13 protein-coding genes are annotated in these 14,306 nt (G+C 43.4%); 9 read left to right on the forward strand and 4 right to left on the reverse strand.

Going from position 1 to position 14,306, the window contains the following annotated elements:
• Nucleotides 1-75: 75 nt before the first annotated feature.
• The gene (locus WJR50_RS02015; RefSeq protein ID WP_341291540.1) at nt 76-783 is read right to left on the reverse strand and encodes a TVP38/TMEM64 family protein; all 708 of its coding nucleotides are present in this window, start codon (nt 781-783) and stop codon (nt 76-78) included.
• A gap of 96 nt (nt 784-879) precedes the next feature.
• Between WJR50_RS02015 and WJR50_RS02020 the strand changes: the two genes are divergently transcribed.
• A complete protein-coding gene (locus tag WJR50_RS02020) occupies nt 880-2,019 on the forward strand; it encodes a cystathionine gamma-synthase (RefSeq protein ID WP_341291541.1) in 1,140 nt (379 codons plus the stop codon).
• Nucleotides 2,020-2,248: 229 nt separating this feature from the next.
• Entirely contained in the window at nt 2,249-2,536 is a 288-nt protein-coding gene (locus WJR50_RS02025) for a YciI family protein (RefSeq protein WP_341291542.1), read from the forward strand.
• A gap of 23 nt (nt 2,537-2,559) precedes the next feature.
• Here WJR50_RS02025 and WJR50_RS02030 read toward each other — a convergent pair whose 3' ends face one another.
• The gene (locus WJR50_RS02030; protein WP_341291543.1) at nt 2,560-6,222 is read right to left on the reverse strand and encodes a family 78 glycoside hydrolase catalytic domain; all 3,663 of its coding nucleotides are present in this window, start codon (nt 6,220-6,222) and stop codon (nt 2,560-2,562) included.
• 354 nt (nt 6,223-6,576) lie between these two features.
• On the opposite strand from WJR50_RS02030, the gene WJR50_RS02035 reads away from it, so the two are divergent.
• The 7 genes from WJR50_RS02035 (at nt 6,577) to WJR50_RS02065 (ending at nt 12,433) form a co-directional block, all read left to right on the forward strand.
• The gene (locus tag WJR50_RS02035) at nt 6,577-8,175 is read left to right on the forward strand and encodes a peptide chain release factor 3 (RefSeq protein ID WP_341291544.1); all 1,599 of its coding nucleotides are present in this window, start codon (nt 6,577-6,579) and stop codon (nt 8,173-8,175) included.
• A gap of 176 nt (nt 8,176-8,351) precedes the next feature.
• Nucleotides 8,352-8,858 (forward strand): DUF4168 domain-containing protein, encoded by a 507-nt coding sequence (locus tag WJR50_RS02040; protein ID WP_341291545.1) that lies wholly within the window; start codon nt 8,352-8,354, stop codon nt 8,856-8,858.
• 173 nt (nt 8,859-9,031) lie between these two features.
• Entirely contained in the window at nt 9,032-10,174 is a 1,143-nt protein-coding gene (locus WJR50_RS02045; RefSeq protein WP_341291546.1) for a helix-turn-helix domain-containing protein, read from the forward strand.
• 82 nt (nt 10,175-10,256) lie between these two features.
• Nucleotides 10,257-10,796 carry a DUF1579 family protein gene (locus WJR50_RS02050; RefSeq protein WP_341291547.1) on the forward strand — a complete coding sequence of 180 codons (540 nt, stop codon included), beginning with the start codon at nt 10,257-10,259 and terminating at the stop codon, nt 10,794-10,796.
• On the forward strand, nt 10,793-11,296 hold the full coding sequence (locus WJR50_RS02055; RefSeq protein WP_341291548.1) for a hypothetical protein: 504 nt from the start codon (nt 10,793-10,795) through the stop codon (nt 11,294-11,296). Before WJR50_RS02050 ends, WJR50_RS02055 begins: the two co-directional genes overlap by 4 nt.
• A gap of 48 nt (nt 11,297-11,344) precedes the next feature.
• Nucleotides 11,345-12,028, forward strand: coding sequence for an RluA family pseudouridine synthase (locus tag WJR50_RS02060; protein WP_341291549.1), 684 nt, complete (start codon nt 11,345-11,347; stop codon nt 12,026-12,028).
• A gap of 84 nt (nt 12,029-12,112) precedes the next feature.
• Nucleotides 12,113-12,433, forward strand: a complete 321-nt coding sequence (locus WJR50_RS02065) for a DUF6787 family protein (protein WP_341291550.1) — start codon at nt 12,113-12,115, stop codon at nt 12,431-12,433.
• A gap of 55 nt (nt 12,434-12,488) precedes the next feature.
• Here the strand turns inward: WJR50_RS02065 and atpC are convergent, their stop codons facing one another.
• Nucleotides 12,489-12,731, reverse strand: coding sequence for an ATP synthase F1 subunit epsilon (gene atpC, locus WJR50_RS02070; RefSeq protein ID WP_341291551.1), 243 nt, complete (start codon nt 12,729-12,731; stop codon nt 12,489-12,491).
• A 57-nt stretch (nt 12,732-12,788) separates the two neighbouring features.
• On the reverse strand, nt 12,789-14,294 hold the full coding sequence (gene atpD, locus WJR50_RS02075) for a F0F1 ATP synthase subunit beta (RefSeq protein WP_341291552.1): 1,506 nt from the start codon (nt 14,292-14,294) through the stop codon (nt 12,789-12,791).
• Between the last annotated feature and the right edge of the window lie 12 nt (nt 14,295-14,306).

Below are 14,306 nucleotides of genomic sequence, written 5' to 3' on the forward strand. Positions count from 1 at the left end.
GTATATTTTAATAAGAGGGATAATTGATAAGGGTTCCATAAAGCAGTTTATTTTTCGTAAAAGAACAAAATGGTATTATTGTACATACTTACTTAAAATCCGCTTTCCATAATACAATAGTCCAAAAACAGAAATAGCCAGCAAGACTACAAACATCAATTGGGCAGTAAAGTCTGAGCGGCCTTCTTCTATCAGTGTTCTTAGTTCCTGCGCCTGGCTTCCCAGCCAAATAAATAGCAGCGTACGGGGTAACATGCCAATCGTTCCCGCTAATAGAAATTCTTTCAGTCGTACTCCTGCTATGGGCAGCAGCACATTCATGATGGCAAAAGGTAGCACCGGAGAAATTCTGGCCATGATGATCAGACCAAACTGATTATGCTGTATGCCGTCCAGAAAACGCAATGCTTTTTCGCCTCTGCCTCCGGGAAGCTCTCTAATCGTTTGTATGAAATGCCCATTGTCTATCACATGGGTAAGCTGATAGCCTAAAAAAGAAGCCAGTATGTAGGCGATAATGACAAAAGGAGCGCAAAGCATGCCTAAAAAATACCCGCTCAGCAAGGCTATAAAAGTAGTAGGAGTAAGTGCCAGCGCCATACTAAAGCATGAAAGCACAAAAAATACTGCCCATTCCAACTGCCCAAACGTTTGGATAAATTGCTCATGACTTAAAGCATATAGGGTGATGAGTGAACTGACAGTAAGTGGAACAATGGCCATCCAGAGCGTGAGCAGGGCAGAACGACGGTTGGTACGTAGAATTTGGGTGAATAGTGTCAAAATTATTGGCGCACATTAAAGAATAAGAATCATATATTGGCTAATATTGTTCATAGCGCTCAAGCAGCCAAATTTTAAACGATAACAATTTTTTATATGAAGTTCGGAACGAAAACAATTCATGCTGGTGTAGAACCCGACCCTACCACCGGTGCGATTATGACGCCTATTTATCAGACTTCTACCTATGTGCAAAGCTCTCCCGGCAAGCACAAAGGCTTTGAATATGCCCGTACCCAAAACCCTACCCGCCTGGCGCTGGAAAAGAGCCTGGCAGCCCTGGAGAATGGTACACATGCCCGCTGCTTTGCCTCGGGAATGGCTGCCACCGACGCGGTGATCAAACTACTGAAGCCGGGCGATGAGGTCATCAGCACTAATGATCTGTACGGAGGAACATACCGTATTTTTACCAAAGTCTTTGCTAACTACGGTATCAAATTTCATTTTGTGCCTATGAATGATCTGGAACAGATCAAAGCCAAGATGAACAGCAATACCAAACTGCTTTGGATAGAGACGCCTACTAACCCTATGATGAACATCATAGACATCAAAGCAGTGGTAGATCTGGCCAAAGACCATCAGGCCAAAGTAGTGGTAGACAATACTTTTGCTACGCCTTATCTGCAAAACCCTCTGGATATGGGGGCTGACATTGTGGTGCACTCTATTACCAAATATTTAGGTGGCCATTCGGATACTGTGATGGGCTGTACCATCGTAAAAGAAGCGGAACTGGATGAGAAGCTGGGCTTTTTACAAAATAGCTGTGGAGCTGTACCCGGACCGCAGGATTGCTTTCTGGTACTTAGAGGCATTAAAACCCTCCATGTACGCATGCAGCGTCATTGCGAAAACGGTCGTATGATAGCTGAATATTTGAATGCCCACGAGAATGTGGATCGTGTATACTGGCCGGGCTTACCTACTTTACCCGGTCATGAAGTCGCGAAGAAGCAGATGCGTGACTTTGGGGGGATGATCTCCTTTGTACTAAAAGGAGATAAAATGGAAGATGCTTTCCGTGCTTTGGAGAAATTGCGAATGTTTTCTCTGGCAGAATCTTTAGGAGGTGTAGAATCACTGGCCGGTCATCCTGCCAGCATGACGCATGCCAGTATACCTAAGGAAGAACGGATAAAAACCGGACTGAGCGATTCTCTGATCAGGCTAAGCGTAGGTATAGAAGATGCTGAAGACCTGATTGCCGATCTGGAGCAGGCCATTGGCTAATCATATTATTATCTTATTGAACGGACGAAGCCTGCTGATCTCAGCAGGCTTTTTTTGGTGGCAAAGAAAATTTAGTAACACATTTCGCAAGGAAACTGAGGATAATTACTTACCTCTTGTCAGTATTTTATAATATTAGCTTTGGCGTCATAGCCTAAATAACTGATATTTGTAAGATTGTCCCGGACAGGATCGTCCCGGATAGGATAGTCTTGCTCAAAATAATTGTATGGAATTTATGGTCATTGCTTATGATGCCGATGATGAAAATGCACTGGCTCGTAGGCTAAAAGTAAGAGAAGCCCATCTTAAACAGGCAACCCTGATGAAAGAAAAAGGGCACTTGATTGAAGGAGGGGCGATCCTCAACGATGATGGACAGATGATTGGTTCTACCCTATACTGCCGCTTTGATTCCCGTACAGAACTAGATAAGTGGATTGCCAATGACCCCTACTGGCTGGGTAATGTCTGGATTAAGGTTGAAGTAAAGCCTATAAAACTGGTGAAGCTTTAAAATGATTAATCTCACAAACTATTTTACCGCTCCACCACAAATTCATAGCTTCCTGAAGCTAGTTTGCAGATAATTTTACCTTCTTCCTCTTTGATGTCGCTAATACCTTTGGCTCTTTTTAATCGCTTTCCACTTTCCTCAACAGTCTTTACAGAACCGGCAGGCAAATAAAGCGTAGCTGTGGAATTGGCAGGAACCCTAGCTTTGTACACCAACTGTCCTTCTTCCATTCTCCATTCGCTCTCAATTCTTCCGTACATGGAGTCATAGTAACCTTTGGCCCATGTCATTTCACCAGTAGGATCAGGGGTAGGCTGGAGGATAAATGTTTTGAATCCGGGCGTCTCTCGTTGTATACCCAGGGAATAGTTATACATCCAGGCGGCTACAGCTCCGAAAGAATAGTGGTTGAAGGAATTCATGCTGTTATTACCTCCAAAACCTTCCTCAACGGTATAAGAATTCAAACGCTCCCAGATGGTAGTCGCACCATTGATCACCGAATACAGCCACGAAGGATAAGAAGTTTGCTGTAATAGACGATAAGCCACATCATCATAGCCATTTTCTGAAAGCGCTTCGTTCAGCGAAGCCGTGCCTATAAAGCCGGTCATGAGCGAATACTCAGGGCGCATCACCATCTTTTCGTCCACATTCTCTCTTTTGACTGCTTCAGCCAGATATTGTGCAGCATAAGGTTGATGTTCTTCATTGAATACCTTAAAGGCCAGAGGAATAGCATAAGAAGCCTGTGTATCTACCAGGTCACCGGCTTTGGGCTTTTTGTCTTCCGGGATAGGAGGACCAAAAGTTGGACCCTGATGACCGGAATGTATGGTTTTATGCGTTTCGGGATCTACATAAGTTTGATTGAAAAAAGCTTTACGCTCTTCATATTGTTGCCAGAATTTTTCTGCTTCCACTTCTTTACCCAGCAGCTCAGCGGTTTTGGCCAGAATTTCCAGGTCCCGAACCTGATAGGCCGTCCATAGTAGGGTATTGTCATTTTTAAAACCTTCCGGGCTGAGCCAGTCTCCTAATGGTCCTTCATTCAGGATACCCGTTTCAGGATTTTGTTTAGAAGCCAGGAAGTTTACATAATCCTTCATGGCATCATAGTGCTCATTTAGTAGGGCCAGATCGCCAAACTGCTGATATACCTCCCAGGGCACAATGATGCCTGCACTGCCCCAGAGCGTACCGCCAAAACCACCACCTACCGGAGCAACATCAGTAAAGCGTCCATCTTCACGCTGAATATCCCGCATGGCCAGCATATGCCGTCTCATAAAAGGTTCTATATTGCCCAGATAGGTAGAAGCCCGGGAGAATACATTGATATCACCGCTCCAGCCCATGCGTTCGTTTCTGGCAGGGGTATCGGTAGGAATAGAAAGAAAATTACCCCGCATAGACCAGCTGATGTTTTCCCAGAGTTTATTCACCAACTCATTGGAAGTTTCGTAATGAGAAGCAAGTTCGTCAATGGAACTGATTACTTTACCTTTCACATCTTCCAGTGCCAGTGCTTCATCAATGCCGGTGATTTCTACAAAGCGATACCCATGAAAGGTAAAGCGAGGCTGTATCATTTCATCGCCACCTTTCAATATCCAAAGGTCCTGAGCTAGGGCAGCACGAATATTTTCCAGCATGATCATGCCTACATTATCACCATATTCCTCCAGCTCAGGGTACTTTACCTCGGCATAGCGCATGATGATGGTATCTCCGGCATTTCCATTCTCTATCTTTATCTGCGGAAAGCCTACCATATTCTGGCCCATGTCGTAGACAAATACGCCGGGCCGAACCTCTTCTACACTTTGGGCTTCCAGCGTTTTTACGATGCCGGGGTTCTCTCCAATCTGACCAATGAGCGAGAGCTCATCATAATCAAAAGTAGTGGTGTTTCCGGCACGATCAGTAGTGGTCTCCAGATAAGCAGTGCCCTCTAACGGAACTACTTCAGCGGCTTCCCACTGGCTGTCGTCGTAATCGGTAGTAGCCCATCCCTCAATGTTTTCTTCAAGCTGGGCATGATATACTTCGCCCTGAAAAAAGCTGCTGTAGCGAATGGGGCCATTGTCAAAATACTTCCAGTCATCAGGATTGGAAGTAATGGTTTGCTCACTGCCATCTTCATAAGTAATAACGAGTTTGGAAAGGAGCGACTGACGGTCGCCAAAAAAATTCCAGTGCTCACCGCTGAAGGTAATGTTGCCACTCCACCAGCCTTCGCTCAGCCAGGCGCCCAAAGCATTCTCTCCATCTTCCAGCAGCGCTGTCACATCATAGGTTTGATACATATGGGTTTTGTTGTACTGGGTGAGACCCGGGCTGAAATAAGATTCGCCTACTCTTTCTCCGTTGAGGTACATTTCATAAATACCCCGGGCAGTAGCGTATAACCTGGCTTTCTGAATGGCTTTGTTGTCGGTAGCAAACTCAGTGCGCAGCATAGGTGCTGCATTCCGGCTCAGGTCAGCCAGTATTAGTGTACCATCCTCACCTCCGCTTACCGTATAGCCCTCTTCAGATACAGAAATTCCTGCATTTGGTTGTTCAGTAAAAGCTGAGAAAGCTCCCTGATAACTCTCTGAGTTCTCTAAATCTTCGGCAAAGAGGGCATTAGAGGGCGCACGGTAGTTCCTTACCTCTACGTTTGAAAAAAGAGCTTGTTGACCGGCTTCTACCTCAAAACCAATATCAGCCACCATAGGATAGCTGATATAGTTATTGCCACTTCCAACGGGATTTAAGTTGATGCCACCACCACCAAAAGGAGAGGGAGAATCATCACTTACATTAATTTTATTCTCTTGCTCCTCTCCACCCAGGTAGATTTCAAACAGGCCAAAATTGGCTTTTACATGAAAATGATGAGGCTCATATTTATTTTTTTTGCTGACAAGACGTAAAGGAATATCATAACTTTTGAAGGGGACATCTTGATTATCTTCAGAAGCATAGCCTACCCGGTAGATGTTGAATTTGGCCAGACCTTCCTCCGAACCATCCACTTCGGAGATATCCAGTTCAAAGCTGATGAAACTCTCATCCTGCAGATTTTCTATTCCCTGAAGGTTGAGATCCTTATCCATCAGCCGTTTGTCATTACCACCCAATACAAAAGATGCCTGGGTGGAGCCGGAGGCTTCATCCAATTGTAGCTGATAGTTGAGTTTAAAAACAGACAGGTAATGAGGATAAAACACCAAATCATCATCACCGCCACCGATCCATTCAGCACCGTTCCAGGCTGCCAGAGATGGGTCAGGATTCATCAGGCCGGTCTCAAACCAGGAAGAATTTTCAGTAATATCGTTATCCTGGTCCCATACGGAGACTATCCAGGTATAACGAGTAGTGGGTTGCAAGGCAGAGCCTTCATAAGTAATGCCTAGAGAAATATCACTTTCCCTTTTTTGAGTATCCCATACCACTTTTTCTTCTTCATTCATCACCACAATGCGGTAGGCAGTCTGATAGTAACCTCGCTCTCCCGATGGGGATTCCATCTGCCAGCTAAAGCGAGGGTTTTCCACATCAATACCGAGAGGAGTATTCTGATATTCCGCTTGTAGATTGGTAATTTCGGTTTGTCCCTGCGCTTGCGCAAAGGCTTGAACCCCGCCCAGCAGTACAATCCATACAGTAATTCTCAGTAGGGCTGTTGTATTCATAGTATTTCAGCAGAAAGGTTGTTCGTAATCTTGTGTTAGTTGTGCTATGCTAAGGATCGCCGAGAGCAGACCATGCATTTACTCTTAAGAAGATAATTTTTACTTAAGAAGTTATCCTGTAGCATCCTGCTATTGTGTGTGGATAACACAATAATAATGTTGTATGGCTGCTTTTATCCAAAATTCGGTGATACTTCAAAAAATCTTTTCTTTTCCGTAATTTTGCGCACTTAAAATTTGTTCTTGCTTATTGAAACCGTTGGAGAGGATTTGATTTTTGAGGCAATACAAAGTTTTAGCGGATTCAAATAGCATTAAGAACAACATACATATAAAGAAAGCGAGCGCATTTACATGGCGAATCTTACACAAGAAATAGCGAAGAGAAGAACTTTTGGTATCATCAGTCACCCGGATGCGGGTAAAACTACCCTTACGGAGAAATTACTCCTTTTTGGAGGAGCGATACAAACTGCCGGAGCGGTAAAATCCAATAAAATCAAACAGCACGCTACCTCCGACTTTATGGAGATAGAGAAGCAGAGAGGTATCTCAGTAGCTACCTCCGTGATGGGTTTTGAGTACCAGAACGGTCATGCTGAACCCATCAAAATCAATTTGCTGGATACTCCCGGTCACCAGGATTTTGCTGAAGATACCTACCGTACCCTAACTGCAGTAGATAGCGTCATTATGGTCATTGACTGCGTAAAGGGAGTAGAGACGCAGACTGAAAAGCTTATGGAAGTCTGCCGTATGCGTAATACGCCGGTCATCGCCTTCATCAACAAACTGGACCGGGAAGGTCAGGATCCATACGATCTGCTGGATGAGATTGAAGCCAAACTGAATATCAAAGTGCGCCCGCTGAGCTGGCCTATTGGCATGGGTAAGCGCTTTAAAGGTGTATATAGCCTGTATAATAAGAGTTTATTTCTTTTCCAGCCCAGCAAGCAAAAGCTACAGAATGAAGGGGTGAGTATTAAAGATATCAACGATCCTGCGCTGGAAAAGCAGATTGGGGAAGATTTCGCCGCTCAGCTTCGTGAAGATGAAGAGCTGATCAATGGCGTATATCCTGAGTTTGACATTGAGGCTTATCGTCGTGGTGAAGTAGCACCCGTCTTTTTTGGCAGTGCCGTCAATAACTTTGGAGTAAAAGAGCTGCTGGATACTTTTATTAACATTGCTCCTTTTCCGAAAAGCCGTGCCACTGAGGAAAGAGATGTGGATCCTGAAGAAGAAAAGTTTACCGGCTTTGTCTTTAAGATACATGCCAATATGGACCCTCGTCACCGCAACCGTATTGCCTTCGTGAGAGTATGTTCCGGTAAGTTTGAGCGTAACAAAAACTACTACCATACCCGTCTGGATAAAAACTTCAAATTCTCCAATGTGACCGCCTTTATGGCACAGGATAAGGAGATCATTGAGGAAGCTTTTCCCGGAGACATTGTGGGTTTATATGATACCGGAAACCTGAAAATTGGTGATACTTTGACCGAAGGGGAGAAGGGTACCTTTAAAGGGATTCCCAGCTTTTCACCGGAGATTTTTAAAGAGGTGATTAACCAGGATGCCATGAAAACCAAGCAACTGGATAAAGGTCTTAACCAACTTATGGACGAAGGAGTAGCGCAGTTATTTACTTACGAGATGGGTTCCAGAAGAGTAGTAGGAACAGTGGGTGTGCTACAGTTTGATGTCATTCAGTATCGTCTGCTGCATGAGTATGGGGCTAAATGTACTTTCCAGCCTATCAACCTTTACAAAGCCTGCTGGATCAGTAGTAAAGATCCTAAAAAGCTGCGTGAGTTTATCCGTTCCAAAGAACGCTACATCGCCAAAGATAAAGAAGGCAAGTATGTGTTTATGGCAGAAACCAAAGCCTGGTTGCAAATGGTACAGGAAAACTTCCCTGATATTGACTTCCATTTTACCTCTGAATACTAAGCTAAGAGTGATCTCTTCATAGAAAGTCAATTGTAGAATTCAAGTATATTATTTGAAAATTTCAAATAATATGGGAGAAATACAATTTTTTTGAAAACAATTGGCAAGTGTCAGGTTAATCTTTAGTACTTTTAAGTACAAATTTTTGGAACAAATAAGACTATCGTATGAAAACTATGAAGAGTAAATTTTTTGCAATGTTATGCGCAAGCCTTTCTGTCCTGATGATTAGTTCGGCAGATCTTTATGCCCAAGGCCTACCAGGTGCTGCGCAACAGCAGCCGGTAAAAGAAAATTTTACCGATGAAGAATTAAAAACATTTATACAAGCCAATAAAAGTGTAGTGCAGGTGCAGCAGGCAGCTGAACAGAAAATGATTCAGGCGATAGAAGAGACCGAGATGGATGTGAATCGTTTTAATGAGATTGCCACTGCACAGCAGGACCCACAAGCTGATGCTGAAGCATCTGCAGATGAAATGGCTACTTTTAATGAAGCAGCACAAAAGGTGATGAATGTACAGAGAGAGACTCAATCTGAGATTGCCGCAGCGGTAGAGGAAGAAGGTATGGAGTTCGACGAGTACCGTCAGATTATGATGGCGTATCAGAATAGCCCCAAGGTGCAGCAACAAATCACTAAACTAATAGAAGAAGAACAAGGCCAAAATCCTGAAAACTAGGTATTAAACTTTTTCTGAAATTATATAAGACTGCTTCTCATTGGGAAGCAGTTTTTTTTTATCCTAACCTTCTTTTAAAATGATTTGCTCGGTCAAAACTAATTGTTACCCTAAAAGACAGGCTTTATTTACTGAAGGAGATTGGTTAAATTGAGTGAATAAGTTAATGAAAAATGAATCCCTCAGTTCCTTCCCTAGACCATTGGACCATCATCTTTCTGTTTGCTGCGGCTCAGGGGCTATTCCTTTCCTGGGTAATCTATTTTCATAAAAAAGGAAAGCGATCGGCCAATCACCTGTTGTCAGCCATCGTTCTGCTCTTTGCCATTTCGTTGGTATACTATGTAGCATACTGGACACAATACATCAATTACATTCACCGGGCCTTTGGCATTGTGCTGCTCTTCCCTATGCTTATCGGGCCACTATTTTTAGGGTATTTCCACCGACTCAACGGAAAAGCCTTTGAGCGAAAAGATTGGCTACATTATTTACCTTTTACCTTGGTTTTTGTATGGTATGCTCCCATTTACTTCAATGTAGAGACTTCAGCACTGAGCCAGAGCGTAACCAATGTATTGTATAGCAGGCAGGCAATGTTGTTCAGAGTTGTTTCGCTGAATGTTCATGTAGTAGCCTACTGCGTTTATCTCTTTATCTACCTAAGAATACAGCAGCAGCTCAGCCTGGAGGGAGATGATTTTACCTCAAAAAAACTGAAGTGGATGCATAAGTCAGCGTATTGTTATCTGGGATTTAGTTTAAGCTTCGTAAGTTACTATCTGCTCGTTCATACCATTGATTTCAATATCATGTACGATTACGCAATCTCAGCTTCTATGACAATTTTTATTTACACTGTAGGCTATATGGGATATTGTCAGCCGGAAATTATGGCGGGATATGCTGAAGAAACCGGTGAAAAATATGCTAAATCGGGACTCAATGCACAGGAAGCGGAAGCATATACTGCGCATTTACTACAATATATGAAGCAGGAGCAAGCCTATCTGTCTCCTGAGCTTAAGCTGGATGATCTGGCAGGTGCTTTACAGATTTCCCGGCATCATCTTTCGCAGATTATTAACGAACAAATTGGGCTAAGCTTTTCCGACTTTATCAATCGCTACCGTGTAGAGGAGGCTCAGCGCTTATTGGCGGATGCAGACTATCAGGATGTCAAAATTCTGGCAGTGGCTTTTGACGCAGGCTTCAATACCAAAGCATCCTTTTATAATGCTTTTAAGAAAACAACCGGAACCTCGCCTACTGAATTTCGTAAGCAGCAGCTTAAGCTGCAAAAACAGCTTAACTAATCTGGAATAAAGAGTCTAATCCTATCGGGATGTACCTTTAGCGATTTTATTCATGGCATTTTGTTGAAAAAGAACAGTTGTTATGAAAAAATGCAGTAACACATCTCATCTGCTTTTCTTCTTTTGTCTGCTAAGTTTTAATGCCTTATCCAATGATGAACCTCCTGCTCCGGAAAGTTATTTTGATTTCTGGCTAGGAGAATGGGATCTCAGGTGGTACCATGAAGATGGTAGTGTAAGCATAGGCTATAATCGGATTGTCAGAATTCTGGACGGAAAAGTGATACAGGAAAACTTTGCGTCATACAGTGAAAAGGAAGAAGTACCTCTGAAAGGGATGAGCCTTTCCGTATATAATCCCCGTTCTCAAAGCTGGCATCAGGCCTGGACAGATAATCAAGGGAGCTATTTCAATTTTACAGGTGAAGTAGAAGGAGATAAGCGCATTTTTTCTACCGAACAGCTCACCAAAGAGGGCACTAGCATTATACTCAGGATGGTATTTTCTGAGATTAAAGAGGATAGCCTGCTCTGGACCTGGGAGGCTTCAGAAGATGGAGGGAAAAATTGGCGGCAAATCTGGCAGATTCATTACCAAAGACGGCTAAAGAGTAAAGAATGACATCGGCATCTTTAATTTTTGCTGCATTGGTGGGGCCTTATCTTTTTTCACTTAGAGAAGCTCATTCGTATGAAAAATTATCGGAGACCCTCTTCAGATATAAAGTAGGAAAATGGCATATCAAATATTGTGAGCCTGGTGAGACTATGAGCATCAATAGTGAGGTAAAACTAATTCAGGGTAGAAACCTGATACAGGAGGATCTGGAAGTAAAAAAACTAGGCATAAAAGGCAGAGGGCTTAGCAAGTATCAATCAAGCACAGATACCTGGCATCACATGTGGACCGATAGGCGAGGCGCGTATTTTGAGTTCATAGGTTCATTTGCTCCTGATGGTGAGTTTTTTGAAACTACCATTACTTCATGTTGTGGTAAAAAAATCAGCTCGCGCATGAATTTTGAAGATGCGCAAAATAGATTCAGTCGTTTGTCAGTATATAACTATGAAGCATGTTGTTGGCAGAATACCGCGGAGATCAGGTGCGAAAAGCTGAAATAATGAGATTCGCATTCTCTGAAAAATGATTTTTTTGTAGCTTCACCCTTGATGATAAAACCGGATATTTTATATGAAGACAACCATTTGCTGGTTATCAATAAGGCGGCGGGTACTTTGGTGCAGGGAGATATCACAGGCGATGAACCTCTGGTAGAAGCTGGCAAGGCTTATTTAAAAGAAAAATATAACAAGCCAGGAGCGGTTTTTCTTGGTGTGGTACATCGCCTGGATAGGCCGGTAAGCGGAGTGGTAGTCATGGCTCGTACCTCCAAAGCACTTAGCCGGATGAATCGCCTCTTTCAAACCAAAGATGTACAAAAAACATATTGGGCGATTGTATCTTCCCGACCTGAGGCTCCTGAAGGTAAACTGGTGCACTGGCTACGAAAAGATAATAGCCGTAACGTGACCAAAACCTTTAATAAAGAAGTAAGCGAAAGTAAAAGAGCTGTGCTTGATTATGTTTTGAAAGCCCAGCAAAAAGATGATTATTTGCTGGAAGTAAAACCTTTAACCGGAAGGTCTCATCAGATCAGGGTACAACTGGCAGCCATGGGTTGCCCTATCAAAGGAGATATCAAGTACGGTTACCCCTCTCCCAATGCTGACCAGAATATTGCTTTGCATGCCCGCAGTATAAGTTTTGTGCATCCTGTCAAAAAAGAAAGAGTATTTTTTGAGGCATCACCCCCTGATACCATCTATTGGAGGGCTTTTCACCATCTCACATAAATTTATCTTGTATCTTATAAATAGCCAGAATGATGTTAGACATATTCTTACTGGAAAAAACAATTTGCACTCAAATCAACTACTATGAGCTGGCTTGAGAAATTACAGGGTCGTTGGGAAGTGAAAAGTATCTGGCAGGTCATCGTCATTCTGATCGTATTTGCCTGTACCGGTTTTACAGTGATGTTTTTAAAACAGCCTTTGTATAATTTAGCCGGCATTACAGAAGAAACATCGGCCTGGATCAAAGTCCCTTATTACCTGCTGACTATTTTACCTGCTTATCAGGTAATATTACTGGCTTACGGCTTTATATTTGGCCAATTTCGTTTTTTCTGGGCCTTTGAGAAGCGGATGCTCAGTCATATCGGTCGGCTTTTCGTAAGAAAAAACCAGTTGCCATAAAAAAAGCGAGCACTTCTCAGCACCCGCTTCCAATCTAAATCAGTAATCTTTCTTCCTAAGAGGCTTTTTCGGCCAAAACAGTAATGTTGTTGTTCAAAACCTCCACTACACCACCTTCTACATATACGTTGGCAGTAGTATCACGGGTACGATAGCTAATATCACCTTTGCCTAATGAGCTTACCAATGGAGCGTGGTTTCTCAATACCTGAAAAGAGCCATCGCTGCCGGGAAATGTGGCCATTTCTACTTCACCGTCAAAAACCTGTTTATCTGGAGTAATGATCGTCAGATGCATACTTTATGATATTAAAAAGCAGGGAAGTAATTATCCCTGCCGTGAATATTGCAAATATTACTTGGCTTCTGCCACCATTTTCTCACCCGCTGCAATTACCTGTTCAATAGTACCTTTCAGGTTAAACGCAGGTTCAGGCAGGTGATCAAGCTCACCATCCATGATCATGTTAAATCCTTTGATGGTGTCTTTAATATCTACCAGTTCCCCGGGGATACCGGTAAACTGGGTCGCTACGAAGAAGGGCTGAGACAGGAAGCGCTGTACACGACGTGCACGATGTACCACCTCTTTATCTTCTTCAGAAAGTTCGTCCATTCCGAGGATAGCAATAATATCCTGTAGCTCCTGATAGCGCTGTAATAGCTCTTTTACGCGTTGTGCAGTGTTATAATGCTCATCTCCTACGATACTTGCTGTCAGTATACGCGAGGTAGAATCCAGAGGGTCTACTGCGGGGTAAATCCCCAACTCGGAGATTTTACGGGAAAGAGAAGTAGTCGCATCCAGGTGAGCAAAAGTAGTGGCCGGTGCAGGGTCAGTAAGGTCATCTGCCGGTACATATACTGCTTGTATGGAAGTAATAGAACCGCGCTTGGTTGAAGTAATCCTTTCCTGCATGGAACCCATCTCAGTAGCCAGCGTAGGCTGATACCCTACTGCGGAAGGCATACGTCCTAAAAGAGCTGATACCTCAGAGCCAGCCTGGGTAAAGCGGAAGATGTTATCAATAAAGAAAAGAATATCATTTCCCTGATCGGAGCCGGCACCGTCACGGAAATACTCCGCTACGGATAGTCCGGAAAGCGCCACACGGGCACGTGCTCCGGGAGGTTCGTTCATCTGTCCAAAGATCAGCGTAGCCTGTGATGTTTTCAGTTCTTCCAGGTTTACCTTACTCAAATCCCAGCCTCCGGCTTCCATAGATTCTTTGAAGTCGTGGCCATACTTGATGATGTCAGCCTCAATAAATTCGCGAAGCAGGTCATTTCCCTCACGGGTTCTTTCACCAACGCCGGCAAATACAGAAAAACCGGAATAAGCTTTTGCAATATTATTGATCAATTCCTGGATCAGTACAGTTTTACCCACACCTGCACCACCAAACAGACCTACTTTTCCTCCTTTGGAATAAGGTTCTAAGAGGTCAATAACTTTGATTCCGGTAAACAGGATTTCTTCAGAAGTAGTGAGGTCCTCAAATCTGGGAGGGGTGTTGTGAATGGAGCGTCCTTTTCCAAAAGCAGGTTGAGGAAGGCCGTCAATGGCTTCACCCACTACATTAAAAAGTCTCCCCCGTATTTCATCGCTGGTAGGCATTTTGATCGGTTGTCCTGTATCAATCACTTCCATTCCTCTTGCCAATCCTTCAGTACCTTCCATAGCGATTGTACGTACTCTATCTTCACCCAGGTGCTGCTGCGTTTCCAATACCAGCTTAGAGCCATCCGGACGGTTGATGATGAGCGCATCCAGGATATTAGGCAGCTTAGAGTTTTCTCCTTCAAAGCTAATGTCTACTACAGGCCCGATCACCTGTACGACTTTTCCTTTATTTGCCATTATTCAATATAA

It is taken from the genome of Catalinimonas locisalis, from assembly GCF_038039535.1.
GTDB lineage: Bacteria > Bacteroidota > Bacteroidia > Cytophagales > Cyclobacteriaceae > Catalinimonas.

Coding starts and splice junctions, on each gene's coding strand:
- WJR50_RS02060 (WP_341291549.1), top strand. CDS start 11,345: ATGATAAAACCGGATATTTTATATGAAGACAACCATTTGCTGGTTATC.
- WJR50_RS02035 (WP_341291544.1), top strand. CDS start 6,577: ATGGCGAATCTTACACAAGAAATAGCGAAGAGAAGAACTTTTGGTATC.
- WJR50_RS02050 (WP_341291547.1), top strand. CDS start 10,257: ATGAAAAAATGCAGTAACACATCTCATCTGCTTTTCTTCTTTTGTCTG.
- atpC (WP_341291551.1), bottom strand. CDS start 12,731: ATGCATCTGACGATCATTACTCCAGATAAACAGGTTTTTGACGGTGAA.
- WJR50_RS02025 (WP_341291542.1), top strand. CDS start 2,249: ATGGAATTTATGGTCATTGCTTATGATGCCGATGATGAAAATGCACTG.
- WJR50_RS02020 (WP_341291541.1), top strand. CDS start 880: ATGAAGTTCGGAACGAAAACAATTCATGCTGGTGTAGAACCCGACCCT.
- WJR50_RS02030 (WP_341291543.1), bottom strand. CDS start 6,222: ATGAATACAACAGCCCTACTGAGAATTACTGTATGGATTGTACTGCTG.
- atpD (WP_341291552.1), bottom strand. CDS start 14,294: ATGGCAAATAAAGGAAAAGTCGTACAGGTGATCGGGCCTGTAGTAGAC.
- WJR50_RS02065 (WP_341291550.1), top strand. CDS start 12,113: ATGAGCTGGCTTGAGAAATTACAGGGTCGTTGGGAAGTGAAAAGTATC.
- WJR50_RS02040 (WP_341291545.1), top strand. CDS start 8,352: ATGAAGAGTAAATTTTTTGCAATGTTATGCGCAAGCCTTTCTGTCCTG.
- WJR50_RS02045 (WP_341291546.1), top strand. CDS start 9,032: ATGAATCCCTCAGTTCCTTCCCTAGACCATTGGACCATCATCTTTCTG.
- WJR50_RS02055 (WP_341291548.1), top strand. CDS start 10,793: ATGACATCGGCATCTTTAATTTTTGCTGCATTGGTGGGGCCTTATCTT.